This is a genomic window from Umezawaea tangerina (assembly GCF_003002815.1).
Lineage (GTDB): Bacteria > Actinomycetota > Actinomycetes > Mycobacteriales > Pseudonocardiaceae > Umezawaea > Umezawaea tangerina.
Map to the genome: position 1 here is coordinate 40,289 of NZ_PVTF01000022.1, position 24,651 is coordinate 64,939.

General features: G+C 71.1%; 19 protein-coding genes. 9 read left to right on the plus strand and 10 right to left on the minus strand.

The window, feature by feature from the left end; all coding sequences use genetic code 11:
• Nucleotides 1–56 precede the first annotated feature (56 nt).
• Entirely contained in the window at nucleotides 57–968 is a 912-nt protein-coding gene (locus tag CLV43_RS43905) for an ABC transporter ATP-binding protein (protein WP_106196457.1), read from the minus strand.
• Nucleotides 969–1,126: 158 nt separating this feature from the next.
• Here CLV43_RS43905 and CLV43_RS43910 point away from each other — a divergent pair, with 158 nt between their 5' ends.
• The gene (locus CLV43_RS43910) at nucleotides 1,127–1,948 is read left to right on the plus strand and encodes a siderophore-interacting protein (RefSeq protein ID WP_106196458.1); all 822 of its coding nucleotides are present in this window, start codon (nucleotides 1,127–1,129) and stop codon (nucleotides 1,946–1,948) included.
• Nucleotides 1,949–2,095: 147 nt separating this feature from the next.
• Entirely contained in the window at nucleotides 2,096–2,575 is a 480-nt protein-coding gene (locus tag CLV43_RS43915; protein ID WP_106196460.1) for a MarR family winged helix-turn-helix transcriptional regulator, read from the plus strand.
• Nucleotides 2,576–3,164: 589 nt separating this feature from the next.
• Here CLV43_RS43915 and CLV43_RS43920 read toward each other — a convergent pair.
• Nucleotides 3,165–3,521, minus strand: a complete 357-nt coding sequence (locus tag CLV43_RS43920; protein WP_106196461.1) for a histone-like nucleoid-structuring protein Lsr2 — start codon at nucleotides 3,519–3,521, stop codon at nucleotides 3,165–3,167.
• 1,250 nt (nucleotides 3,522–4,771) lie between these two features.
• On the opposite strand from CLV43_RS43920, the gene CLV43_RS48305 reads away from it, so the two are divergent.
• Nucleotides 4,772–5,464 (plus strand): hypothetical protein, encoded by a 693-nt coding sequence (locus tag CLV43_RS48305; RefSeq protein ID WP_170156286.1) that lies wholly within the window; start codon nucleotides 4,772–4,774, stop codon nucleotides 5,462–5,464.
• Between the two features lie 322 nt (nucleotides 5,465–5,786).
• On the opposite strand, the gene CLV43_RS43935 is transcribed toward CLV43_RS48305, so the two are convergent.
• Nucleotides 5,787–7,160, minus strand: coding sequence for a hypothetical protein (locus CLV43_RS43935; RefSeq protein WP_106196572.1), 1,374 nt, complete (start codon nucleotides 7,158–7,160; stop codon nucleotides 5,787–5,789).
• A gap of 97 nt (nucleotides 7,161–7,257) precedes the next feature.
• Between CLV43_RS43935 and CLV43_RS43940 the strand changes: the two genes are divergently transcribed.
• Nucleotides 7,258–8,217, plus strand: a complete 960-nt coding sequence (locus CLV43_RS43940) for an RluA family pseudouridine synthase (RefSeq protein ID WP_106196573.1) — start codon at nucleotides 7,258–7,260, stop codon at nucleotides 8,215–8,217.
• Here the strand turns inward: CLV43_RS43940 and CLV43_RS43945 are convergent.
• Nucleotides 8,195–8,749: a DUF305 domain-containing protein gene (locus CLV43_RS43945; RefSeq protein WP_106196467.1), complete on the minus strand. Its 555-nt coding sequence runs from the start codon at nucleotides 8,747–8,749 to the stop codon at nucleotides 8,195–8,197. The genes CLV43_RS43940 and CLV43_RS43945 overlap by 23 nt on opposite strands.
• Before the next feature lie 244 nt (nucleotides 8,750–8,993).
• The gene (locus CLV43_RS43950) at nucleotides 8,994–9,554 is read right to left on the minus strand and encodes a lytic polysaccharide monooxygenase auxiliary activity family 9 protein (protein ID WP_106196469.1); all 561 of its coding nucleotides are present in this window, start codon (nucleotides 9,552–9,554) and stop codon (nucleotides 8,994–8,996) included.
• 291 nt (nucleotides 9,555–9,845) lie between these two features.
• Here CLV43_RS43950 and CLV43_RS43955 point away from each other — a divergent pair, with 291 nt between their 5' ends.
• Nucleotides 9,846–10,886: a C40 family peptidase gene (locus tag CLV43_RS43955; RefSeq protein ID WP_106196470.1), complete on the plus strand. Its 1,041-nt coding sequence runs from the start codon at nucleotides 9,846–9,848 to the stop codon at nucleotides 10,884–10,886.
• A gap of 27 nt (nucleotides 10,887–10,913) precedes the next feature.
• Here CLV43_RS43955 and CLV43_RS43960 read toward each other — a convergent pair whose 3' ends face one another.
• Both CLV43_RS43960 and recQ read right to left on the minus strand, forming a co-directional pair.
• Complete coding sequence (locus CLV43_RS43960) at nucleotides 10,914–11,495, minus strand: TetR/AcrR family transcriptional regulator (protein WP_106196472.1); 582 nt, start codon at nucleotides 11,493–11,495, stop codon at nucleotides 10,914–10,916.
• Between the two features lie 159 nt (nucleotides 11,496–11,654).
• Nucleotides 11,655–13,490 carry a DNA helicase RecQ gene (recQ, locus tag CLV43_RS43965; protein ID WP_106196473.1) on the minus strand — a complete coding sequence of 612 codons (1,836 nt, stop codon included), beginning with the start codon at nucleotides 13,488–13,490 and terminating at the stop codon, nucleotides 11,655–11,657.
• 114 nt (nucleotides 13,491–13,604) lie between these two features.
• Between recQ and CLV43_RS43970 the strand changes: the two genes are divergently transcribed.
• From CLV43_RS43970 to pdxR, 4 genes are read left to right on the plus strand one after another with little or no spacing between them, the layout of a single operon-like run.
• Nucleotides 13,605–13,988, plus strand: coding sequence for a VOC family protein (locus CLV43_RS43970; RefSeq protein ID WP_106196475.1), 384 nt, complete (start codon nucleotides 13,605–13,607; stop codon nucleotides 13,986–13,988).
• Nucleotides 13,985–14,464: a hypothetical protein gene (locus CLV43_RS43975; RefSeq protein ID WP_245887481.1), complete on the plus strand. Its 480-nt coding sequence runs from the start codon at nucleotides 13,985–13,987 to the stop codon at nucleotides 14,462–14,464. The genes CLV43_RS43970 and CLV43_RS43975 overlap by 4 nt, the downstream gene beginning before the upstream one ends.
• A 58-nt stretch (nucleotides 14,465–14,522) precedes the next feature.
• Nucleotides 14,523–17,771, plus strand: a complete 3,249-nt coding sequence (locus tag CLV43_RS43980; RefSeq protein WP_425445808.1) for a GH92 family glycosyl hydrolase — start codon at nucleotides 14,523–14,525, stop codon at nucleotides 17,769–17,771.
• 33 nt (nucleotides 17,772–17,804) lie between these two features.
• Nucleotides 17,805–19,226 (plus strand): MocR-like pyridoxine biosynthesis transcription factor PdxR, encoded by a 1,422-nt coding sequence (gene pdxR / locus CLV43_RS43985; protein WP_106196479.1) that lies wholly within the window; start codon nucleotides 17,805–17,807, stop codon nucleotides 19,224–19,226.
• Nucleotides 19,227–19,353: 127 nt separating this feature from the next.
• Here the strand turns inward: pdxR and CLV43_RS43990 are convergent, their stop codons facing one another.
• The 3 genes from CLV43_RS43990 to CLV43_RS44000 form a co-directional block, all read right to left on the minus strand.
• Nucleotides 19,354–19,602, minus strand: a complete 249-nt coding sequence (locus CLV43_RS43990) for a mycoredoxin (RefSeq protein ID WP_106196480.1) — start codon at nucleotides 19,600–19,602, stop codon at nucleotides 19,354–19,356.
• A 217-nt stretch (nucleotides 19,603–19,819) separates the two neighbouring features.
• Nucleotides 19,820–23,488 carry a discoidin domain-containing protein gene (locus CLV43_RS43995; protein ID WP_106196482.1) on the minus strand — a complete coding sequence of 1,223 codons (3,669 nt, stop codon included), beginning with the start codon at nucleotides 23,486–23,488 and terminating at the stop codon, nucleotides 19,820–19,822.
• 354 nt (nucleotides 23,489–23,842) lie between these two features.
• Complete coding sequence (locus CLV43_RS44000) at nucleotides 23,843–24,526, minus strand: TVP38/TMEM64 family protein (RefSeq protein WP_146175145.1); 684 nt, start codon at nucleotides 24,524–24,526, stop codon at nucleotides 23,843–23,845.
• Nucleotides 24,527–24,651 lie beyond the last annotated feature (125 nt).

Sequence of the window (24,651 nt, forward strand, 5' to 3'; positions counted from 1 at the left end):
AAGTGCTGACGACGTCCGGGGCACGAGCACCGTTGCGACGCCAGGGGGTTGGTGGGTCACTCGCGGTACGCGCGGCCGGTCAGGTGCAGGAAGACGTCCTCGAGGGTGGCCGTCCGGACCTGCGCCTTGTTCAACGCGTCGAGCTCCCCCAACGCCTTGATCGTGAGGCCCGCGTCGTTGGTCGCGATGATGACCGAGACGCCGTCGTCGATGACCTTGTCGGCACCGGGGAGGTTCCTGGCGATCTCGACGGTGACCGTGCCGTGCTCGACGATGACCTGGGTCTGCGCGTCGAGCTTGCGCACCAGCCACGCCGGCGCGCCCATCGCCATGACCCGTCCTTTGTCGACGACCGCCACCCGGTCGCAGAGGATCTCGGCCTCGTCGAGGTGGTGGGTGGTGTAGACGATCGTCTTGCCGCGCGCCTGGATGGCCCGCAGCACGTCCCAGAGGTTGCGGCGCGCCTGGGGGTCGAGCGCCGCGGTCGGTTCGTCCAGGAACACGATCTCGGGGTCGTGCGCCAGCGCGCACGCGATGGAGAGGCGTTGCCGCTGCCCGCCCGAGAGGTTGTTCTCCTGGACGTCGGCCTTGTCGGTCAGGCCGACCAGTTCCAGCATGTCGACGGCGGCAGCCCGGCTGACGCCGTAGAGCGATCCGAAGGTCTGCAGCTGCTCCTTGGACGTGAGCCGCTCGAAGAACGACGACGCCTGCAGCTGCACGCCCATCTTGGGCAGTAGCGCGGGATTCCGCGGCCAAGGGCTCTCACCGAGGATGCGCACGGAACCGGAGTCCGGCTTCCGCAGCCCCTCGATGATCTCCAGGGTGGTGCTCTTCCCTGCCCCGTTGGGGCCGAGAAGACCGAAGAACTCTCCTTCCGCGACGGTGAACGACACACCGTCGACGGCACGCAAGTCGCCGTAGGACTTGCGAATGTCGCTCACGACGATCGCGGGCCCGTCTGCTCTCATGCCGGGAAACGCTAGGGCTGTATCGGTTTCGCCACAGCAGCTGAGCACGGATCTAGGGGAGCCCCTAGCACACATTCAGGGGGCCTCGCATTCGGCCGCCCTACCCGATCGGCCTACTTAGGCTACCCTAAAAGAATGAACCACCACCGGGAGGTCGGATGAGCAACGCCCCTGCGAGCGACGCGCCCAAGCGGGACCGCCGCCAGGTCACCACTCTACGAGTGCTGCGGACCGAACGCGTCACCCCGCACATGATCCGCGTCGTGGCGGGAGGCCCCGGACTGCGGGACTTCGAAGGCAACGACCACACCGACGCCTACGTGAAGGTGCTGTTCCCCCTCGAGGGCGTCGACTACCCCAGCCCGCTGGACATGCAGGCAGTCCGCCGCGACTTCCCGCGCGACCAGTGGCCCGCCGTCAGGACCTACACCGTCCGCTACCACGACCCCGTCGCACAGGAGCTGGCCATCGACTTCGTCCACCACGGCGACGTCGGCGTGGCGGGCCCCTGGGCGGCCACCGTCCAGCCGGGCACCGAGTTCTCGCTGCTCGGCCCCGGCGGCGCCTACGCGCCCCAGCCGGAGTCCGACTGGCACCTCCTGCTCGGCGACGCAGCCGCACTGCCCGCCATCAGCGCCGCCGTCGAGCACCTCCCCGCAGGTGCCGTCGCCAAGGTCGTCGTCGAGGTCGACGGCCCCGACGAGGAGCAGAAGATCGACAGCCCCGGCTCCGTCGACCTCCAGTGGGTCCACCGCTCCGCGGGCGGCTCCCTGGTCGACGTCGTCCGCGCCATGGAGTTCCCCACCGGCGAACCCCAGGCGTTCGTGCACGGCGAGGCGTCGATGGTCAAGGAGCTGCGCCGCCACCTGCTCGACGAGCGCGGCGTCACCAAGGACCGCCTGTCCATCTCCGGCTACTGGCGCCGCGGCCTCACCGAGGACGGCTTCCGCGAGGTCAAGGCCGCCGAGAGCGGCGCCTGACGAACGAGGTGTACCCCGAGTGTGGGGCTCGGGGTACACCCCACGTTCGTCGGCGGGACGCCAACCGGTTCGACCGGATCCGGTCACGACCGCACCGGGCTTTCCATTACCGGATGATATGTCAACCTAAAGCGTAGTATTCGGTTCGTGAGCGACGACCCGTGGCTGAACGAGACCGAGCAGCGCGCCTGGCGCAGCTTCCTGGCGATGCAGAGACAGCTGAGCACGCACCTGTACCGGCACCTGCAGCGCGAGTTCGGCCTCTCCTCCTCCGACTACGAGATCCTCGTCATCCTCTCGGAGTCCCCCACCGGCCGCATGCGCGCGTTCGAACTGGGCGAGGTCACCGACTGGGAGAAAAGCCGCATGTCCCACCACCTCACCAGAATGGCCCAACGCGGCCTGGTCCGCCGCGAACCCTGCCCCGACGACACCCGCTACGCCGACATCGTCCTCACCGACGAGGGCCGCAACGCCATCACCGAAGCCGCCCCCTCCCACGCCGCCAACGTCCGCGCCTGGTTCATCGAAGCAGTGGGCCCAGAACGCCTGGACACCCTCCAGGACGCCGCGGACGCCGTCCTCACCACCCTCGCAAAACACTCGGACAAACCAACCCCCACCTAAACCACCGGCACGAAACGCCGACCGCCAGTCCGACGGCGCAGCCGAGGATCCGTCGTCGGGCGCAGCCCGCCAGCACGCATCCGGCGCGAAGCGCCCCCGCTTTCCGACGCGCAGCGAGCACGGACCGCCAATGGGCGAAGCCCGCCGGCGCGCATCCGGCGCGGAGCGCCTGGGGCCCTGTCGGCGCCAGCCGATGCCTGGTCCGACGGCGAAGCCGAGGATGCCCGAGTCAGGCGAAGCCTGATGCTTGAGTCGAGCGCAGCTCGATGTCTGGCGAAGCCAGATCCCCTCCCGCCCCCGATACACAGCGCCCTCCTGCCCTGCCCCAGTTTGTCAAGACAGCTCTATCGTCTTGACAAACTGGGGCAGGGCATTGAGACAATCGCGCGCCGGGGGCCGGGCTTCACCAGGGGCGGGAACCAAGCCATCCGAACCCCCGCCCATTCACAGCAAACCCACAGCCTCCCAGCCCCCACACCTTCGGATTCCCGAAGACCCCGGACACACCCCCACACCCACCCCCAGACACACAAGAGCCCCGAGGCCGACACGCCCCGGGACTCCCGCGCACACAGATCCAACAGCCCCCTCAGCGGTGGGCGGACTCGAACGCGTCCACGACGCTCGCCGGGATCCGACCCCGGTCCGCGAGCTCGTGCCCGTTGGCCTTGGCCCAGTCGCGGATGGCCCGCGTCTGCTCCTTGCTCCGCCCCTCACCGGCGGGCTTGCCCCCCACGATGGCGGCGGTTCCGCGCTTGGCGCGACCGCCGGTGCGCCGTGCGGCGGCCACGAAACTGGCCAGTCCGTCACGCAGCTTCGCGCCGTTGGCTTCATTCAGGTCGATCTCGTAGGTAACACCATCCAGTGAAAACTGCACCGTGGAAATGTCTTCACTGCTCGTGCCGTCCAGGTCGTCGATCAGCTGGACGAGAACCTTCTGGGCCATGGGTCGAACCTCACAACGAGTCGAACGGGCGGAATGTCACGACAATACCAAACCAAACGCAGTTAATAGTCCGGTACCGGAAAAAAGTCAACGACCGCACCACTCGGAGTTTGGAGTCGCTCCAAACGTCACCCGTTCGAGGGCAACCGTTATCCCGGCGCCCGTCCGCACCACGGGAGACGCCGCCGCACCAGCGCCACCCGACCGGCCCAACGCCGCGGCGGCCTCCGGTGTGGACCACTCCCCTACCAATCCGCCTCGAAATCGAGGGCGCGGAGCCGGCACACCGGAACCGGTGAGTACCGCCGCGAGGAACGGTGGACCACTTCCCCGGACCATTTTTCCCCGCCCGACGAAACGTCGGGCACCCGTGCGGAAATCCCGCCGAGAAGTCCGACCGGTATGGCGGCGCAAATGACACAGGAGCCTTGCCGGATCGATTTATTCGCGCCGAGCGGACCCCGTCGCAGGGGCTCCGGACACCGCACCTCGGGCGTCGACCCACCGCCGCGGCACCGGTCCGCGCGGTGACGGCCCCTCCCCCACCACCGACTCCGACACGTGCGGATACCCGTCCACCAACAGCACTCCCCCCGACGCGACCACCACGCGCACGCCCTCCACCACGCCTGCGAAGCCCCGCCGACGTACGGAGGATTCCCACCCCGTGGACGGCCGGATCACGGCGACCACTCCGACTCCCGGAGAACCCGCACCGGAAAGAGCCGCCTATCCGGCAATCCCAGAACAACGAACGACCTGAATCCGCGAACAACGGACGACACCCGCCGCACGAATGACAACGCCAATTGGCGGAACACCGACCACACCCCGCACCACCGCGCACCGGACGGATATCCGCGGCCGTCCGCACCTCACCCGACCGCCCCGCTTTTCCCAGTTGGAACACCGGCATCCGGTGCCCCTACCGCACCTATCGACTCACCCCGCCACCGGACGCCCACCAGACCCGCGACCCCGAGGACCAGCATCGACTCCACCCGGAACCGGCAACCGGCCAAGGCGCGGCGGCCGAACCGCACAACACCTCCGGGAACAACATCCGAGCCGCATATTCCACGACGCCCGACTACCCGCCGCGCACGTCCGACAACACATCCACCACCCGTGGCGCACCGACCCGGACCAGCCGCGCCACCGGGCCGCCGCGCCACCGCCCGACACCGGCGTCCGCACCGTCTTCGCGATCAAGAACTGAACATCGGCGCCGGGTAGGGCAGAGTGGTCGCATGGAAATGCGTCTGCCCGCCCCCGGTGAGCTGTTCGGCCTGGCGAAGTCGACCGTCGGCTGGGCGGTCGACTCCGCCGTCGCGGTCGCCGCCGTCCCCGGCCGGGTGCTGGGCCTGCTGGACTCGGCCGAAGCACTGGTCGCGCGGGTCGACGGCGTCGTCACCCGCGCCGACGACCTCATCCAGCGCACCGGTGCGCTCGTCGGCGAGGTCGAGGCGGTCGTCGCCCAGGCCAGGGTGGTCTCCTCCGCCGCCCAGGTCGTGGTCGCCGACGCGCGACGGGTCTCCACCGCCGCCGAGGCCGTCGTCACCGAGGTCGTGGACGTCACCAACCAGGCCACCGGGGTCGTCGCCACCGCCGAGTCCACCGCCCGCACGGCGCACGAGCTGCTGGAGGCCTACTCGCCGTTGGCCCGCAAGGCCGTGCCGCTGCTGAAGCGGTTCGTCGACGAGCTGTCCCCGCAGGAGATCGAGGCCGCCATCCGGCTGGTCGACCAGCTCCCCGTGCTGACCGAGCACATCATCTCCGACGTGCTGCCGATCCTCGCCACGCTCGACAAGGTCGGCCCCGACGTCCACCAGCTGCTGGAGGTGACGAACGACGTGCGCCAGGCGATCCTCGGTATTCCGGGATTCAACTTCCTGCGCAAGCGCGGCGAGGAGAAGGACCCCGAGAACGGCTCCGCCGAATGATCTTGCCGTCCGGTCCGCGAATTCCCGCCGGCGACCACCGGTAGTTTGTGAACCGGGGCCCCGCACCGCGCGGGAACACCCGGAGAGCGTTTTCCGGAACACCCGTTCAGCATGTTCCGAACCGGCGTCCGGGTCTTCGCAGGCGCGGACCGACGCGGGGTCGGGAACGACCGCGGGAACCGTCCTCCGGCGGTCGGCCGCCCGCGTGGCGTCGTCCGAATCCCCCGGAGGAAGCGCGATCCCGCGATTTCCGGTCGTCGGCCCGGAATGGTCGCGCACCCGGCAGTGGAACGCGGTTCAAGCGGCCCAACCACCGCGCACGTCAACCGGTCGACTTCGCGGAGACCTCGTCGCGCGCGCACAGGTAGGGCCTGGACAACACCAACGCGACCGCGGTGAGCACCACCCCGACGTACACCGGTGCCAGGTGCCAGAAGTCCGTGTACCCGATGACGCCGTGCACGACGAGCGCGGGCACGAACCCCGCGGCGGCGGCCAGGGCGAGCGTCCACCAGACCCAGGAGTCGCCGCGCCGCCACCCCCACAGGGCCAGCAGCGCGATGGCCGCCGCGGCCGCCATCAGCGCACCGCCGAACCCGGCCCGGTCGTGGGCCACGAACGGGACGAGCCGGGGGTTGACCGCGCTCAGCGCGTCCGCGTCGGTGACCAGGTACCCCAGGTCGCTGGGCACGAACACGGCGGACAGGCCGGTCGCCGTCACCACCACCGCGCCGACGAACAGGCCGACACCGGTCACGATCATCAGCAGCTGGCCGACGAGGGCGCGGCGGCGCACGGCCTCCGGCCCGTCCGGCAGGGCGGTCCACCGCGGGCTCCTCGGGGCGCGCCGGGTGGCGACGACGAACATCGGGACCAGCACGGCCGTCGCCAGGATGTGCAGCGGTTCCAGGAAACCGTAGGACAGGAAGAAGAACAGGGTCGGGAAGCCGATCGCGCCGGACACCAGGAGCGCGGTGCGCGCCCACGGCCACCCGTGCCGGATCCCGCCCGCCGACAGCCCGGTGTACAGGAATCCGATCGCCACCATCGTGCCCGCCATGGTGACGCGGTCGTGCTGGAGGAAGTGCACCAGGTTGTGGTTGACGGCGTGCAGGTCGTCGAGGGTCATGCCCAGGAACGAGCGGTCGTACCAGAGCAGGACCGGGCCCAGCGTGATCGCGGCGGCACCCGTGCCCGCGACGAGCATGCCCAGGCCCACCAGCGCGCCCCAGCACCAGGCGGGCCACCTCAGGGGGTTGCGCGGCAGGTCGCGCACGGGTGGTGGCGCGGTGGTCGGGGTGGTCGCCTCGGCCACGCGCTGGAACCAGCCGGGTCCCGCTTCGAGCAGGAGCGCCGGGGACGCCAGGACGGTGGTCCCCCGGTCCGCCAGCAGGGCGGTGGCGGCGGCCGTCGAGGGGTCGTGCAGGACCACCTCGTGCGGCTCGGGCGGCCCCACCCGCACGACGCTCGCGCCCAGCGGGGGGAGGGCGCGGCGGGCGTCCTCGGCCAGGTGCGGGGGCACCACCGCGCCGACCCCCGGCACGGGCGGGTGGCCGAAGACCCCGGTCACGAGGCGCCTGCCGCCGGGGAGGCCCGTGAGGACGGCCAGGGCGTGCAGTGCCGCGTGGCGGGACCGCCGCTCGCCCAGGAGCGCGGCGGCCGGGCCGCTGAGGGGGTGGTAGGTCCAGTCCGGCATGCGCGTCAGGGTCACACAGGACGGTGCGCCGGGCGGGGAAGGCGTGCGGGACGCCGCCGCGCGTCGCGCGAGGACGGCCGCCTACGCTGCCATCCTGATGAGACGCAAGCAGAAGCCCCCGTTGCCCCAGCGGCACGGGCTCGACCCCGCGCGGCTGCGGATGCCCGCCGAGGGGCCGTGGACGACGCTGCGGGACCACCTCGTGGACCGGCTGCCGAAGGTGGACCCGGCGCGGATCGACACGATGCTGCGCGAGAGCCGGATCGTGGACATGGACGGCCCGCTGGCGCCGGGCGCGCCGTTCGTGCCGAACTCATCGGTGTGGTTCCACCGGGACCTGCCCGACGAGGTGGCGGTGCCGTTCGAGATCGGGGTCGTGCACCGCGACGACGACCTGCTGGTCGTGGACAAGCCGCACTTCCTGGCCACGATCCCGCGCGGCAAGCACGTGGTGGAGACGGCGCTGGTGCGGCTGCGGCGCGAGCTGGACCTGCCGGACCTCGTGCCCGCGCACCGGTTGGACCGGGTGACCGCGGGGCTGATCATGTTCATCGTGAACCCAGCCCGGCGCGGGGCTTACCAGACGATGTTCCGGGATCGGGTGGTGCACAAGGAGTACGAGGCGATCGCGCCGCACGACCCCGCGCTGGAGCTGCCCCGCACGGTGCGCAGCCACATCGTGAAGGAGAAGGGCGTCATCACCGCGCGGGAGCTGGACGCGCCGCCCAACAGCGAGACCCTGGTGGAGCTGGTCGAGCACCGCGACGGGCTGGGGCGCTACCGGCTGCTGCCCAGGACCGGTCGCACGCACCAGCTGCGGCTGCACATGAACGGGCTCGGCGTGCCGATCCTGGGTGACGACTTCTACCCCGTGCTCACCGAGACCGCGCTGGACGACTACCGCAAGCCGTTGCAGCTGCTGGCGAAGGTGCTGTCGTTCACCGACCCGGTCAGCGGGCGGCCGCGCCGGTTCGAGAGCCCGTCGACGTTGCTGGCGTGGGAGTCTCGGGAGCGGTGGCTGGCCGGTCCGGTGGCTACCCGGCTCCCACCAGGCTGAGCAGCCTGGCGATCTCCTTGGTGCGCGACTCGCGGATCGTGGTCGCCAGGTCCTTGGCCGGCTGGTTGGTGCCGCCCTCGATCTCGGACCTGGTCAGCTCCACGGAGTTGTGCAGGTGCCCGGTCATCAGGTTCAGGAACGTGGTGTCGAAGTCCGCGTCGGGCGCCTTGGCCAGCGCGTCGATCTCGGCGGGGCTCGTCTGGTGCAGGCCGCCGTGGTGCTCGTGCGCGGCCGGGTCGCCGTCCATCGCCGTCGGCTGGGACCAGTCGGTCAGCCACCCGGTCATCTTCGCGGTCTCGTCGCGCTGCGCGGTGTCGAGCTCGTCCGCGATGTCGCGCACCTCGGCCCTGGTGGTGCGCTCCTTGGCGATCCGGGTCAGTTCGAGCCCCTGGGCGTGCAGCGGCAGCATCATCTGCAGGAACATCACGTCGGCCGCGTTGTACTCGGCGGCCCCGGACGGTCGAGCGGCCGCACCGCAGCCGGAGAGCAGCAGGACGACCGCCGCGACGGCGGCGAACGGGTGGCGCTTCATGGGCGGGAAGTCCTCCACGGCAAGGGGAACGGACGGCGGAAGGCCCGCGCTCCGGCGCGGAACGCGGGCCCCTCCCACCGGCTAGTGCGGTGACCACGATCCTCGGCGGGCATTTCCGGGCCCAGCCGCTCGCTCGCTTCTCCGCCCCCGCACCCCCGTACTGCCAGTACGAGGGCGCGGGGGCGGAGAACCGAGGGACCGACTGGACGACGGAACTCCCCGGCAAGGGTTCGTGGCCACCGCACTAGACAGCAGCCAGCGCGTTCGGGGTGCCCCCCGCGAAGCCGTTCACCTGGAGGTCGACGCACGAGTAGAACGCGTTCGCCGTGTCGGCGATGTTCCAGACGGCGAGGAGCTTCTGCCTGCCGCTGCGCCCGCCGAGGTTGACCGTGTGGCTCACGGTCGCCCCCGGCTGCCTGCCGCCGTCGTTGAACTCGGCGATGCGGGTGCCGCCGATGAAGTACTGCCACGTGCTGGTGGCGTGGCGGGCCGTCAGCACCCAGTTGAAGGTGACCGTGCCGCCGACCGACGTCGCGGGCCAGCCCTTGCTCTCGTCGCTGAGCTGCGCGAACCGCCCGTTGTTGCCGTGGCAGTTGGTCGCGCCCTTCGGGCCTTCCACGCTCTGCGGCTCCCACACGATGTCACCGCAGTTCTGCACCTTGCCCTGGGCGCAGTTCGCCTGCCTGCTGGGTGGGGACGAGATGTAGCCGTGCGCGCTCGCCGTGGCCGCGGGTGCGACGACGACGATCAGGGGCGCGACACCGATGGCGACCGCCGCCGCGGCCAGCTTGCTCCTCAAACTCATGACAGCTCCTCTGGAATGAACGGCTGTTCCCAGGTGGGAAGCAATTCGGGAGCGCCTCCCACCGCAGGGTTGGGAACCCGGTGCAGCGGTACGTGGTCCTCCGTGTCGACGCGGCGGAATCGACACGGGCAGGTCGGACACGAGTTTCCGCTGGTCAGCGGATCCAGGTCGTCACTTGTTCCTGTGGTCTAGACCAGCCACGTTAGCGACCTCGGACATAACGGTCAAGCATTTGGGAAACCTTCCACACGAATACTGAACCGGGAGCCCCCGCATCCCGTAGGGCCGGGTATGACGTCGTTCCCCGGTAGGCGGACCACTCGCGCGGCATTGGCGGCCGCGGTCGTCGTGGCCGCTTTGATCGTCACCCCGACGCAGGCCCTGGCCGATCCCGTGCTGCCGGCGAACGCGTCCGAGGCGCTCAAGCGGTACACCGACCTGACCCACGACGCGGAGGCCCTCAACGAGGAGCACCTGCGCGCGCAGGAGGACCGGCAGAAGAAGCAGGGCGAGCTCGACCGCGCCAACCAGGACCTCGCCACGACCGGATCGGCGCTGGAGAAGGCGTCCGCCGCGGAGCGGGAGTTCCGCGGCAAGGTCGACCTGCTGACCGAGGCGTCGTTCGAGGGGGCCAGGTTCACCGGCCTGTCGGCGATGCTGACCGCCTCCTCGCAGCAGGACTTCCTCAGCCGGATGTCGGCGATGACCGTGATGGCGGCCGACCAGGCCGCCGCGCTGGACGCGCTGTCCGGGGCGCTGGCGGACGCCTCCGCGGCGCGGGCCGGGGCGGTGGACGCGCAGAAGCGCGCCGACGAGGCCTCCGCGGCGGCCACGAAGCTGGTGACGGACATCGAGGACCGGCGGGTGGCGCTGGTGTCGCAGGTGAACGCGGCCCGGACGCAGTACAACTCGCTCAGCTCGGCGGACCGGGCCGTGCTGGCCGACCGCGGCGACACGACGTCGGTCGACACGCCCTCGGGCGCGGCGGGCGCGGCGTTGGACTTCGCGTTGGCGCAGCGCGGGAAGCCGTACGTGTTCGGGTCGAACGGGCCGAACTCCTGGGACTGCTCCAGCCTGACGCAGGCCTCCTACCGGGCGGCCGGGGTGAGCATCCCGCGCACCACCTACACGCAGGCGACGACCGGGCGGGCGGTGTCGCGCGGCGAGGTCAAGGCCGGTGACCTGATCATCTACTACTCGGGGCAGTCGCACGTGGCGATGGCCGTGGACAACGTGCGGGCCGTGCACGCGTCCACCGAGGGCGTGCCGGTGAAGATCGCCAACATCGACGACATCGGGCCGATCAACACGATCCGCCGGATCGCCGGGTAGCCGACTCCGTCCGGACCCGCGGGCAGGTCACGCGGTGGGCGGGGACCAGCCGTGCGCGAGGACGTCGAAGACCGTCTCGACGGCGGCGCGGCGGTCCTGCCTGCCGCGGGTGAGCGCGGGCACCTCGAGCACGAACCGGGCCAGGGTGACGCACGCCAGGTCGTCGCGGTCCACGCCCGAAGCTTCGGCGATGGCGGCGCCGAGGGCGTCGGTGTGCCGCGTCCACATGCGTTCGGCGTAGTCCCGCAGCGCCGGCGTGGTGTCGACGAGGGCGGTGAACTCCGCCAGCTGCGGGTGCGCCGTGAGCGGCAGCCAGGTGGCGAGGACGTGCTCGCGCAAGGCCTCCACGACGCTCTGCCCCTCGGCCCGGTCGCGCACCACGGCGACCAGCCGCGCCTCCTTGTCCGCCTCCTCGTCGAACACCAGCGCTTCCTTGCCGGTGAAGTGCTTGAACAGCGTCGTCGTCGACACGTCGGCCTCGTCGGCGATGTCGCGGATGCTCACCTGGTCGTAGCCGCGCTCCAGGAACAGCCGCAGCGCCGCGTCGGCGATCGCCTGCCGGGTGGCGGCCTTCTTGCGCTCGCGTCGACCGACCGGGGGCTGGGTCATGGCCGGAGCATAACCGGAAGGTGCACCGAGCACTAAGTGAACCGGTTGCACCTTCACCCGCCGGCGGCAGGGCCACGAGACCCGAAGGGTGGCGCGGCCGGCGTCGAGGCGGTGGGCGGCCCGGCCACCGCGGGCGGGGTCACGCCCGACCCCACGGCCTTACTCCGCCAGCGTGTCCAGGATCCCCTGCCCGTACTTGGCGAGCTTGTTCTCGCCCACCCCGTTCACGGTCCCCAGCTCCGCGAGCGTCGACGGCTCCAGCGTGGCGATCTGGCGCAGCGTCGCGTCGTGGAACACCACGTAGGCGGGCACGCCCTGCTCCTTGGCCACCGCGCCCCGCCAGGCCCGCAGGCGTTCGAACACCGGCACGGCCTCGGTGGGCAGGTCGACGACCGCGGCGGCCTTCGACGCCTTCGCGGGACGGGCCGCGCGGGCCTTCTCCGGCTCGCGGCGGAGCATCACCTCGCGCCGCCGCGACAGCACCTCGGCGCTCGCCTCGGTCAGCACCAGCGTCCCGTAGTCGCCCTCCACGGCCAGCAGGCCCTGGGCCAGCAGCTGCCGGACGACCCCTCGCCACTCGGCCTCCCGCAGGTCCGTGCCGATGCCGAACACGGTCAGCGAGTCGTGGTCGTGCTGGATGACCTTCGCGGTCTTCTTGCCCAGCAGGATGTCGATCAGCTGGCCCGCGCCGAACTTCTGCCGCCGCTCGTTCTGCAGCCGCACCACGGTCGACAGCAGCTTCTGCGCGGGCACGGTCCCGTCCCACGACTCGGGCGGCGACAGGCAGGTGTCGCAGTTGCCGCAGGGCTCGCCCTGCTGGCCGAAGTAGGCGAGCAGGCGGGTGCGGCGGCAGTCGACCGTCTCGCACAGGGCCAGCATGGCGTCGAGGTGCATGCCGAGCATGCGCCGGTGCGCCTGGTCGCCCTCGGAGGTGTCGATCATCTTCCGCTGCTGCACCACGTCCTGGAGCCCGTAGGCAAGCCAGGCCGTGGACGGCAGTCCGTCCCGACCCGCGCGGCCGGTCTCCTGGTAGTAGCCCTCCACGGACTTCGGCAGGTCGAGGTGGGCGACGAACCGGACGTCCGGCTTGTCGATGCCCATGCCGAACGCGATGGTCGCGACCATCACCAGGCCGTCCTCGCGCAGGAACCGCGACTGGTTGGTCGCGCGCACCCGCGAGTCCAGCCCAGCGTGGTAGGGCAGCGCGGGAATCCCGTTCTGCACCAGGAACTCGGCCGTCTTCTCCACGGACGCGCGGGACAGGCAGTACACGATGCCCGCGTCGCCGGCGTGCTCGGTCTTGAGCAGGTCGAGCAGCTGCCGCTTCGGCTCGTTCTTCGGCTCGATGCGGTACTGGATGTTGGGGCGGTCGAAGCTCGCGACGAAGTGCCGCGCCTCCTTGAGGTTGAGCCGGGTCGCGATCTCCGCGTGGGTGGCCTCGGTGGCCGTCGCCGTCAGCGCGATCCGCGGCACGTCCGGCCAGCGCTCGTGCAGGGCCGACAGCGCCAGGTAGTCCGGCCGGAAGTCGTGGCCCCACTGGGACACGCAGTGCGCCTCGTCGATCGCGAACAGCGACACCTTGCCGCGGTCGAGCAGGCGCATGGTCGACTCCAGGCGCAGCCGCTCCGGCGCCAGGTACAGCAGGTCGAGCTCGCCCGCGAGGAACTCGGACTCGACCATGCTGCGCTCGTCCGGGTTCTGCGTGGAGTTCAGGAAGCCCGCGCGCACGCCCACGTTGCGCAGCGCGTCGACCTGGTCCTGCATGAGCGCGATCAGCGGCGAGACGACCACACCGACGCCCGCCCGCACCAGGGCCGGGATCTGGTAGCAGAGGGACTTGCCGCCACCCGTCGGCATCAGGACCAGCGCGTCGCCGCCCGCGACCACGTGCTCGATGACGTCCTGCTGGCTGCCGCGGAACGAGTCGTAGCCGAAGACCCGGTGGAGCACCTGCCGGGCCTCGCTCGGATCGGTTCCGATGTCGGGAGTCGCCATGCCCGCAGATCCTACGAGGGGGCACCGACAACGGCGGATCCGAGTTGACTTCCAGCGCGCTCGAGGTTCTACGCTCGTCGGTTCCACCAGACCGGAAAAGGGGGATCCACCAGCATGGCAGTGCGGTTGAACCACACGATCGTGGCCGCTCGGGACGCGCAGGCCTCGGCGGAGTTCCTGGCGTCGGTGATGGGCCTGCCCGCACCCGTGCCGTTCGGGCCGTTCGTCACCGTGCGGACCGACGGTGACACCACGCTCGACTTCATGGAGGTGCGCGGGGAGATCACCTCGCAGCACTACGCGTTCCTCGTCGACGAGGACGACTTCGACGCCATCTTCGGACGGGTCAAGGAGCGCGGCGTGACCTACTGGTCCGACCACGGCCACCGCGGCGAGGGCCGGACCAACACCCACGACGGCGGGCGGGGCGTGTACTTCGACGACCCGGACGGGCACGCGCTGGAGATCATCACCAGGCCGTACGGCAGCGGTTCGTGAGACGGGGCCCGCGGGCCGCGGCCGTCGCGGGCGTGCTGAGCGGGGCGCCGTCCACGCTGCACGCGCTGGCGACCGGTGGTGACGTCCTGGCCGCCACGCGCGCGGCCGGGACGCTGCTGCCCGGCGGCCGCCCCGGCACCGCCCGCGGCGCCGTCGCCCACGTCGTGCTGACCGCGGGGTGGACGGCGGTGCTCGCCGCCGTGCACGGGCGGCGGCCGTTCGGGGCGCTCGGCGGGGCCGCGGCGGGACTGGCGATCGCGGTGCTGGACCTCGAGGTGGTCGGACGGCGGTACCCGGCCGTCCGGGCGCTGCCGAGGTGGCCGCAGTACGCCGACCACCTCGCCTTCGGGGCCCTCGTCGGGGTCCTGCTGCGCCGCGGGTGGTCCCGTTCGCCGCGAAACGAACGGTCAGGCGGCTGTCCGCTTTTGTCCGGTCGGGTCTGCGGTCTGTCGTTGACAGCCGGTCAGTCCTCCTGACACGGTGCGTCTCTAGGCGGCAACTGTGGGGCATGACAACGATGTCAGCTAGGAGGACCTGGTGCGCAGCAGACGAACCCGTGTCGTGGCGGTGCTCGCAGGAGCGCTGGTGGCGGGAGTGCTCGCCGCACCGCCCGCGTCGGCGGCGCCCGAGGACGACCCGACGGCGCTGGTGAACCCGTTCGTCGGGACGCAGAACTTCGGCAACACCTTCCCCGGCGCCAGCGCGCCGTTCGGGATGGTGCAGGTCAGCCCGGACACCGGCGGCCAGGGCGGGTACGACTACCAGCAGGGCACGATCTACGGGTTCAGCCAGACGCACCTGTCCGGCGTGGGCTGCGGGGTCGCGGGCGAGCTGCCCATGATGCCCACGACCGGCGCGGTGAGCAGCGTCGACCCGAACGTCTACAAGTCCCCGTACTCGCACTCCGACGAGCAGGCCACACCCGGCTACTACCGGGTCGGGCTGTCGAAGTACGGCGTGGGCTCCGAGCTGACCGCGACCGCCAGGACCGGGTGGCAGCGGCACACCTTCCCCGCCACCGGCGCGGCGAACATCCTGTTCAACACCGGCAAGGCGAACCAGAACGTGTTCGACTCCGAGGTGCACGTCGTCGGTGACCGGACGGTCGAGGGGCGCGTCCGGGCGGGCCAGTTCTGCGCGGGCCACGACGAGCACACGGTGTACTTCACGGCCACGTTCGACCGGCCGTTCGCGTCGTTCGGCACCTGGCGCGGCTCCACGACGACCGGTGGCGGCCGGGACGCCGCGGGCACCGGCGGGAACGGCGCGTGGGTCACGTTCGACGCCAACGCCGACCGCGACGTCGTGGTGAAGGTGGGGCTGTCCTACACCGGCGCCGAGGGGGCGCGGAAGAACCTCGCCGCCGAGACGACCGACTACGACTTCGACGCCGTGCGGCAGCGCCTGCACGACTCCTGGGTCGAACAGCTCGGCTCCATCAGGATCGGCGGCGGCACCACCGAGCGGCGCACGGCGTTCTACACCGCGCTCTACCACTCGCTGCTGCACCCGAACGTCGCCGGTGACGTGGACGGCAAGTACGTCGGGTTCGACGGGGCCGTGCACACCGCCGACGGGTACACGCCGTACCAGAACTTCTCGCTGTGGGACACCTACCGGCCGCAGAACCAGCTGCTGGAGATGCTGCGGCCCGAGGTGGCGCGCGACGTCGCGCTGTCGCTGGTCGCCAGCGGCCGCGACGGCGGGTGGCTGCCGCGCTGGGCGCTCGCCAACAGCGAGACCAACATCATGACCGGCGACCCGGTCACTCCGTTCCTCGTCGAGGCCTGGTCCAAGGGGCTGCTGGCCGGGCACGAGGAGGAGGCGTACGCGCTGCTGCGCAAGAACGCGACCAGCCTGCCGCCCGCCGACTCGCCGTACAACGGCCGGTCCGGTGTCGCCTACTACAACGACCGCGGCTACGTCCCGTCCGGTCTGACCCTCGGCACCGACTGCGCGCACAAGGGCGGCGACAACGACTGCGTGCACCCGGCCTCGGCCACGCTGGAGTACTCCGCCGCCGACGCCGCGCTGGCGCTGATGGCCAAGGGCCTGGGGCACACCGCCGACGCGACCATGTTCGCCGGTCGCGGCCAGTGGTACCGCAACCTGTGGGACTCCTCGATCTCCCAGTTCCGGCCGCGCACCAAGGAAGGCACCTGGCTCGCGCCGTACAACCCCGTCGAGGCCTCCCACCAGTTCCACGAGGGTGGCGCCTACCAGTACCAGTGGCTCGTCCCGCAGGACCCGAAGGGACTCGTCGGGCTGATGGGCGGCAAGGCCGCCACCGAGAAGCGGCTGGACGACTTCTTCGTCTACGACAAGCTGCTCACCGACCCCGCGGGCACCGCGCGGACCGACTGGATCACCCAGCCCTACGACTACTACGGCAAGCCCACCTACAACCCGAACAACGAGCCCGACCTGCTCGCGCCCTACGTCTACCTGTGGGCGGGCGCGCCCGCGAAGACCGCGACCGTCGTGCGGGCCGCGATGACGCTGTTCACCACCGGCCCGGACGGCATGACCGGCAACGACGACCTGGGCACGATGTCGGCCTGGTACGTGTTCTCCTCGCTCGGGCTGTACCCGACGATGAGCGGCGGCGACTTCATGGCGCTGTCCAGCCCGCAGTTCGAGTCGGCGACCGTCCGCATCGGGTCGTACAAGTCGTCGCAGGGCGGCACGCTCACCGTGACCGCGCCCGGCGTCAGCGACACCAACCGGTACGTGCAGAGCCTGAAGTTCAACGGTGCCGACCAGTCCAGGACGTGGCTGGACTGGAAGGCGCTCGCCCGCGGCGGCACGCTCGCCCACCAGGTCGGCTCCAAGCCGTCCGCGTGGGGCACCAGGTCCGGTGACGAGCCGCCGTCGGTCAACTCCGCCCCCGCCGACGGCCGCGAGCACGTGGACGCCTCGCTGCGGCCCGCGTCGGTGATCGTGCCGACCAAGGCCGCCGCGCAGACCGTGACGCTGAACGTCGACGTGCTCGGCCAGTCCCCCGGCACGCTGTCGGTGCCGCTGAAGGTCACCGTGCCCAAGGGCTGGGGCGTGACGGTGCAACGCGCGCCGCTGCTGATCGAGTCGAAGCGGCTGCCCGTGCAGAAGACCGTCACGGTGCCGGTCACCGTGCCCGCCAACACCGCGGCGGGCACCTACCGGGTGCAGGCCACCGCGGGCACCGTGACCCGGATGGCCACCATCGAGATCAAGGCCGCGGGCAGCTGCGCGACCGTGGTCGACGGGCAGTGCGCGGTGGACCTGGCGCGCGAGCGCAACCACGACGGGGCGGCGACCGTGGCCGACTCGGCGCAGGGCGACTTCGACGGCGGCGGCTGGAGCTACGACGGCGCGCTGCTCCCCGCGGCGGGCCAGGTGGTGTGGGGCGGCGTGACGTACTCGACGCCGGACCCGACCGGCCCGGCGAACAACTTCGTCGAGACGCGGGGCCAGGCGATGCTCCTGCCGCAGGGCAACTACAGCAGCGCCAACCTCGTCGCGGCCTCGCACAACGGGCCGGTGACGGTGGCGCTGACCGTGCGGTACTCCGACGGCACCAGCGCCGAGGTGCCCGTCACCGTCGGCGACTGGGCCGGGTCGACCCCGCCGGGCAGCACCGTCGTGCTCGACATGCCGCACCGGATCAAGGCCGGTCAGGGTGTCGACGGACCGCCGGTGCGGCTGTTCGGGCAGGCGCTGCCCGTGGACCGCACCAAGGTGCTCCAGTCGGTCACCCTGCCCGACGACCCCCGCGTGGAGGTGTACGCCCTGACCCTGGTCTGATCGGCCGCTCCCGGCGAAGAGGGTGGACCGAGCGTGGACCTGCACGTGAGCCTGGACGGACGGCGCGACCTGACCGCCCAGATCTACCTGCAGGTCCGCGCCGCCATCCTGGACGGGCTGCTGCGGCCCGGCGAGGCGCTGCCGCCGACCAGGGAGCTGGCGGCGGCGCTCCAGGTCTCCCGCAACACCGCCAACGCGGCCTACGAGAAGCTGGCCGCCGAAGGCTTCCTGACCAGCCGGGTCGGCGTGGGCACGTTCGTCAGCGACCTGCCGTTCCGCGGCTCCCGCGAGCCCGAGGCGCGCCCGTCGCCGCTGCGGCCGCGGCCGATGTGGGACGACATGCCCGACCCGCCGGACCTGTCCGCGGGGACCCTCGAGTTCGACTTCCGGCCGGGCATGCCGGACGCGACCCGCTTCCCGTTCCCGACGTGGCGGGCGCTGCTGGCCAACCAGCTGCGCGGCTCGGGCACCGCGCTCGGCATGTACGGCGAGCCGATGGGCCACGCCGGGCTGCGGGCGGCGATCGCCCGGCACGTCGGCGTGTCCCGCGCGGTCCGGGCGACCGCGGCCGACGTGATGGTCACCGCGGGCGTGCAGCAGGCCGTGGACCTGGTCGCCAGGGTGGTGCTCGCGCCCGGCGACGTCGTGGCGATGGAGGACCCCGGCTACCCGCCGGTGAAGCGGCTGTTCCAGGCGATGGGCGTGCGGCTGGTCGGCGTGCCGGTGGACGCGCAGGGCCTGGTGGTCGACGAGCTGCCGGAGTCCGCGCGGCTGGTGTACCTCAGCCCGTCGCACCAGTTCCCGCTCGGCCACGCCCTGTCGCTGTCGCGGCGGCTCGCGCTGCTGGAGTGGGCGGAACGGGTGGACGCGGTGGTCCTGGAGGACGACTACGACAGCGAGTTCCGCTGGACGGGCCGCCCGGTGGAGCCCCTGCACGCGCTCGACCGGACCGGCCGGGTCGTGTACGTGAGCTCGTTCTCGAAGGTGCTGCTGCCGACGCTGCGGGTCGGGTTCTGCGTCGCTCCCCCGCCGCTGCACTCCGCGCTGCGCAAGGCCAAGCACCTGGCCGACTGGCACTCCTCCAGCCCGGTGCAGGGCGCGCTGGCGGAGTTCATCGAGAACGGGCTGCTGGCCGCGCACCTGCGCCGGATGCGGCGCGTCTACCGGACCCGCCGCGACCGGATGTCGATGGCGTTCGACCAGGACTTCGCCGACCACCTGGAACCCATCACCAGCGCTACCGGGCTGCACCTGACGGCCTACCTGCGCTCCGACGTGCCGGGCGAGGACGCCGCCGTCACCGCCCGCGCGGCCTCGCTGGGCGTCGCGCTGCACACCATGGCGCTGTGCGGCGTCGACCGGGTGCCACGTCAGGGGTTCGTGTTCGGCTACGGGCTGGTGGCGACCGAGGCCCTGGACGAGGGCTTGGCGAGAATGCGCCGCGCGTTCGCGTGACCTGACCGTCATTGGCTCCCCGCGGACGGGCCGGTCCTGGTACTTCCACCGCGCGCCGCGCGCTTCGTAGGCTCGACGAGCCGCCGGACCCGAGGAGGGACCCCGAGCCCGGCGGACGATCGGAGGATCAGCCCAACTGCGACTTGACCTGGGCGATCGAGGGGTTCGTCAAGGTCTCGCCGTTGGGGAAGTGCAGGGTGGGCACGGTCTGGTTCCCGCCGTTGACGCTCATCACGAAGTCGGCGGCACCGGGGGTCCGCTCGATGTCCACCTCGACGTACTCGATGCCTTCGCGCTTCAGCTGGTTCTTCAGGCTGAAGCAGAAACCGCACCAGGAGGTGGAGTACATCGTCAGGGTCGCGGGCGCAGCGGACATCGGTGGAACGCTCCTCGGGTAGGGGGAGAGGCCGGGTCGACAGCTGCAACGCGCGGGCGCCCACCATCGTTACCCCACGACGGGTGAGCCGTGCGTCATACCCGCGGCGGCGGGCCGGTCGCGCCCCTGTCGGTGCGACCGGCCCGCCGTGGTCAGGTGCCGGGACGGCCGGTGGGGGCTCCGTCGACCCCGCCGGCCGTCCGCTTCACCACGTCCGCTAGTTGCGGACGATGGTGAAGGTGGAGGTGGTGTTCTTGACGTCCTGCGCGTTGTTGGCCAACCGCAGGTTGGTGAACGTGGCCGTGCCGATCGCCGGGCCCTGGCCGGGTTCGGGCAGTTCGTTCGCCCAGATCCCGAAACCGGACTTGGCGTCGTAGGCGTCACCGCTGCGCTGCGCACCCGTGATCGACACGTTGGTGAAGATCGTGTCCTTCACCGGGAACTGGGGGTTGCCGGGACTGCTGTAGTTCGTCTGGAACATGACCCCGCTGTAGGTCGGGTCCACGATGTCGACGTCGGAGATCCTGATGCCCTGGAACACCTTCGAGGCGGAGAAGACCCAGATGCCGGGGAAGGTCTGGCCGTTCCAGAAGTGGCCGCCCGCGCGGACGATCGAGATGTTCTCGAACTTCGTGGGCGGGTCGGCGCCGAAGCCGTTCATCGGGTAGCCGAAGTCGAGCGAGCTGATCGTGATGCCCGCGTACACCAGCGTGTCCGCGATGTAGATGTTGCGGAAGGTGTTGGCGTACCCGCCGTAGACCGCGACACCGGCGGCGCGCCAGGTCAGGGTCGTGGACAGGTTCTCGTAGACGTTGTCCTTCTCGTCGGCGCCACCGGCGTCGATGGCGGAGAACAGCGCGAACGAGTCGTCACCGGTGGCCCGCGCGTCGTTGTTGACGACGTGGTTGTTGGTGCTGCCGTTGGTCATGTTGACGCCGTCGGCGAACAGGTTCCGGATCCGCGAGTTCTTGATCGTCACGAAGTCCGTGTTGGCGCCCCAGTAGAGGCAGACCATGTGCTCGACCCAGATGTCGTCGATCTCCATGTTGGCCACGTTCGCGAAGTCGAAGACCTTGCCGGGGCCGTCGATGCGCGAGGTGTAGTTGCCGAGGTAGGCGAAGCCGGAGAACGTGGAGCCGTTGGCCGTGCCCTCCGCCCGGAAGCCGACGTCGGTGTTGTCCTGGGTGGACGGTGCCTGGAACCTGGTGAACCACGGACCGGCGCCGACGACCTTGACCGCCTTGCCGTACACCTGGAACTTGCTGGCGGTCTGGTAGGTGCCCGCGGGCAGGTAGACGCCGACGAGGGTTCCGGTGGTGTCCATCCGGACCCGGTCCAGCGCGTTCTGCACGTCCTGGTGGCCGAAGCCGGTCGGCACGGCGTACTTGGCCGGGTCCGGGTTCGCGATCGCGGTGACCTGCTCGGTGTTGATGAAGTCGATCGCGTAGTTGGTGGTGTTGGCCGCGTCCTTCTGGAGCCTGATCTTGTGGCCGGCCTGCACCGTCGAGTTCAGCATGATGCTGGCCTCGTCGTAGATGTGCCGGGCCTCGCCGCCGGGCGAGTTGCCGGGACCGGCCTCGGGACCGTAGAGCCAGGCGTACTTCGACGTCAGCGGCAGCGCCTTGTGGAACACGCCGTCGACGTAGACGTTGATGGTCGCGTCGATGCCGCCGCCGCCCGCGGAGTCCGGGATGGAGAAGCGGGTGACGAGCGTGTTGGTGCTCGCCTTGGTGGTGAACTCGACGTAGCTGCCGGTGGAGTTCAGCGTGACGGCCTTGCGGCCGGACGCCTCGCCCGCGAGGTCGCCGATCTTGCGGTTCGGCCCGACGACGGTCGCGCCGCCGCCTACGGCCGCGTCCTCGGCCTCCAGCATGTCGTAGGGCATGTTGGCGCCGCGGCCGACGAAGAACGGCTGCTCGCTGGTGTTGTTGGGCTGTTTGACCGGCAGCTCGTTGGCGTCGTTGGCCAGCACCACCTTGACGGTGTACTTGCCGTTGGCCGCCGTCCACGTGCCGACGGTGACCGGTGCGGTGGTGGCGCCCGCGGCGATGGCACCGCTGTAGGAGCCGGTCAGGGTCTGCACGACCGCGCCGGTGGTGGAGTTGACCACCTGGAGCGTGATGCCGTGCGCGCCGCCCGCGGAGGCGACCGTGCCCTGGTTCTTGATGGCCACGGAGAACGTGACCGCGTTGCCGTTGGCCGGGTTGTTCGGCGTCCAGCCGACGTTCGCGACCAGGTCCGAGCTGGCGACCGGGGTGACGACCAGCGGGCTGCCGCTCGCGAAGCCGTTGTTGGTCTCGTCGGACTCGACGACGACGTTGCCCTCGTCCACCTTGGCGCTCAGCGGGTAGCTGCCCGCGGTGCGGGTGCCGACGTTGGCGCTCACCGTCGCCGAGGCGCCGGGTGCCAGCGCGCCGACGTTGGCGCTCACCGTCGCCGAGGCGCCGGGTGCCAGCGCGCCGACGTTGGCGGTGCCCGCCTTCGTCGAGCCGAGGTAGAAGTTGGCGGTCGTGGCCCCGGAGGCGACCGCGCCCGCGTTGCGGACCACCGCCGACAGCGTGACGGCGTCGGTCTCGACGGGGGCGCTGGGCGACCAGGAGGCACCGGTGATCGTGAGGTCCGGGTTGGGCGCGGGGACGCCGATGACCTGGAACTCGGCGACCTGCCCCGCCGGGGCGCCGGTGTTGGAGGTGATCCGGAGCTGGACGTCGGCCAGTGCCGCGCCGCCGACCGGGATCGTCACGATGTTGCTCGACGCCGGGGTGAAGACGTAGTCGGCCGCCGACACCACGTTCGTGAAGCCGGAGGCGCTCTGCTCGCGGCCGAGCACCTGGATGTTCTGCGTGCGGGTGCCCCACGAGCTGTCCGGGTTGAGCTTCAGCACGACCGAGTCGACCGAGGCGTTCGCGCCCAGGCTCACCGCGAGGGTGTTGGGGTACGAGCCGCCCGCACCCTCCCAGTAGGTGCTGGTGCTGTTGTCGTTCGCGTTGGTCGCGACGAACGTGAACACCGTCGAGGACGCGGTGATCGGCTTGCCCACGGCCAGGTTCGTGCCACCGGGGATGCTGGTCCCGTTGCGGGTCACGGTGTTGCTGTTGGCCGACTGGTTGCCCGCGGCGTCCTTGGCCCGCACGTAGTAGGACACGGTCGCGGTGCCCGGCTGCGTGTCGGTGTAGGTGAGGACGTTGCCCGCGACGCTGGTGCGCAGCGCGTTGTTGGCGTAGACGTCGTAGCCCGTCACGCCGACGTTGTCGGTGGACCCGCTCCAGGACAGCCGGATCTGCCCGGTGCCCGGCTCGGTGAAGGAGAGGTTGGCGGGCGCGCTGGGCGCCTGCGTGTCACCGCCCGACGGCCCGTAGACCTCGAGCTCGGACAGCTGGCCCGCGGGCCATCCCGTGTTGGCGGTGATGTTCAGCCGCACGTACCGGACCGTGGTGGCGGCGATGTCGATCGTCACCGAGTTCCCGGTGGCCGGGTTGAAGACGTACCCCTTGGAGGGGGCCAGGTCGGAGAAGCTGCTGCCGTTGGTGCTGCCCTGCACGGAGAGGGTCTGCGTCCTGGTCTCCCAGCCCGTCGGCAGCTTCAGGACGAGCTTGTTCGTGGCGAGCGAGGAACCGAGGTCGGCCTGGATCCACTGGGGGAAGGCGTTGCTGCCGCTCTCCCAGTAGGTGGCCTGGTTGCCGTCGTTCACGTTCGACGCCGGGTACTCGCCGTGCGAACTGCTGGCCGAGATGGAGACGGCGGCCGCGGCGAGCCGGGCACCCAGGGCGTTCGCCGCGGGTGCGGCCGGGGCCGCGTTCGCCGGGAGGCCCGGCCCGGCGAGCAGCACGAGGCTGCCCGCGAGCAACGCGGCGGTGAGCCGCGTGATCAGGCTTGTGGTTCTCATTGCGTTCCTCTCTGCAGGGGGAGCGGGTGTGGCAAGGAGACCTCCGGACACACCGGGTGCGGGGCCGCCGGTCACGGACAGGGGGTGGCCGGTCGTCGACGGGATGGGGAGTGGGAACGGTGGTCCAGACGTAATTACGAAGCGTTGCCAGGATTTTCCAAGATCATGCAACTTTTTTGCGTCGAGTTGAGCAAGAGTTACAGACGCGCTACAGCTACGTCAACGGTCCCGCGACCGTGGAGTTACTCCTCGCGCACGCCTGGAGCCGTTCGGCCCAGGCGGAACGGCCGAACGGCGGGATGACAGGGGGCGACACGGCCCCCGGAGGTCACGCGGACTCTTGCGATGGAGGTCCTAGGCTGGTGGGGTCCGCTTCGCGACCCGGCGGGCGACCACCGCGCCGACGACCGTCAGCACCAGCAGCGCGCCCAGCGACAGCAGGAACGCGGGCGAGGACGGGTCGTCGGCGGTGCCGCCCAGCGCGGTGTAGACGACGATGCCGGGCGCGATGCCCGCGCCCGTGCCGACCAGGAACCGGCGCAGCCCGAGGCTGGTCACCGCGAGCACGTAGTTCAGCAGTGCGAACGGTCCGAGCGGCAGCAGCCGGAGCACGAACACGGTCGCGGCGCCGTAGCGGTCCAGCAGGGAGTTGACCCCGGCCATCCGCTTGCCCGCGAGCTGCTCGACCGCGTCCTTCGACAGCCGTCGGCCGATCAGGAACGACCCCGCGGCACCGAGCACCGCGCCGGTCCACACGACCGGGATGCCGAGCACGGGCCCGAACAGCAGCCCGGCGACGGCGCACAGCAGCGTCGCGGGCACGAAGCCCATGACCGCCACGGCGCAGACCACGACGAACACCACCGGGCCGAGGACGCCGAGCCCGTCGACCCAGCCCTTGGCGACGTCGACAGCGCCCGCCCCGTACACCAGGGCGAGGACGGCCAGCGCACCAAGGAGGAGGACGAGCGGCACGAGTCGCGCCCAGGGCGAGCGGAGCAGGCGGACGGCGCCCGGCCGGTCGACGTCGGCACCCATCGCACCGCCCTTCACCGCGGGTCCTGACCGCCTTCGATGCTAGTGGCGGCAAGGGCTCCCGCCCGCGTGACGCACGTCCCGCCGCACGACGTTCCGGGGTGGTCCGGAATAACGGAAAACGGCGT

What these genes read in the sequence shown, in the direction of transcription:
- CLV43_RS43935 (WP_106196572.1), bottom strand. Translation starts at nt 7,160, where the DNA reads ATGCCGGACTGGACCTACCACCCCCTCAGCGGCCCGGCCGCCGCGCTC.
- CLV43_RS43905 (WP_106196457.1), bottom strand. Translation starts at nt 968, where the DNA reads ATGAGAGCAGACGGGCCCGCGATCGTCGTGAGCGACATTCGCAAGTCC.
- CLV43_RS43920 (WP_106196461.1), bottom strand. Translation starts at nt 3,521, where the DNA reads ATGGCCCAGAAGGTTCTCGTCCAGCTGATCGACGACCTGGACGGCACG.
- CLV43_RS43970 (WP_106196475.1), top strand. Translation starts at nt 13,605, where the DNA reads ATGGCAGTGCGGTTGAACCACACGATCGTGGCCGCTCGGGACGCGCAG.
- CLV43_RS43955 (WP_106196470.1), top strand. Translation starts at nt 9,846, where the DNA reads ATGACGTCGTTCCCCGGTAGGCGGACCACTCGCGCGGCATTGGCGGCC.
- CLV43_RS48305 (WP_170156286.1), top strand. Translation starts at nt 4,772, where the DNA reads ATGGAAATGCGTCTGCCCGCCCCCGGTGAGCTGTTCGGCCTGGCGAAG.
- CLV43_RS43910 (WP_106196458.1), top strand. Translation starts at nt 1,127, where the DNA reads ATGAGCAACGCCCCTGCGAGCGACGCGCCCAAGCGGGACCGCCGCCAG.
- CLV43_RS43960 (WP_106196472.1), bottom strand. Translation starts at nt 11,495, where the DNA reads ATGACCCAGCCCCCGGTCGGTCGACGCGAGCGCAAGAAGGCCGCCACC.
- recQ (WP_106196473.1), bottom strand. Translation starts at nt 13,490, where the DNA reads ATGGCGACTCCCGACATCGGAACCGATCCGAGCGAGGCCCGGCAGGTG.
- CLV43_RS43940 (WP_106196573.1), top strand. Translation starts at nt 7,258, where the DNA reads ATGAGACGCAAGCAGAAGCCCCCGTTGCCCCAGCGGCACGGGCTCGAC.
- CLV43_RS43990 (WP_106196480.1), bottom strand. Translation starts at nt 19,602, where the DNA reads ATGTCCGCTGCGCCCGCGACCCTGACGATGTACTCCACCTCCTGGTGC.
- CLV43_RS43950 (WP_106196469.1), bottom strand. Translation starts at nt 9,554, where the DNA reads ATGAGTTTGAGGAGCAAGCTGGCCGCGGCGGCGGTCGCCATCGGTGTC.
- CLV43_RS43995 (WP_106196482.1), bottom strand. Translation starts at nt 23,488, where the DNA reads ATGAGAACCACAAGCCTGATCACGCGGCTCACCGCCGCGTTGCTCGCG.
- CLV43_RS44000 (WP_146175145.1), bottom strand. Translation starts at nt 24,526, where the DNA reads ATGGGTGCCGACGTCGACCGGCCGGGCGCCGTCCGCCTGCTCCGCTCG.
- CLV43_RS43945 (WP_106196467.1), bottom strand. Translation starts at nt 8,749, where the DNA reads ATGAAGCGCCACCCGTTCGCCGCCGTCGCGGCGGTCGTCCTGCTGCTC.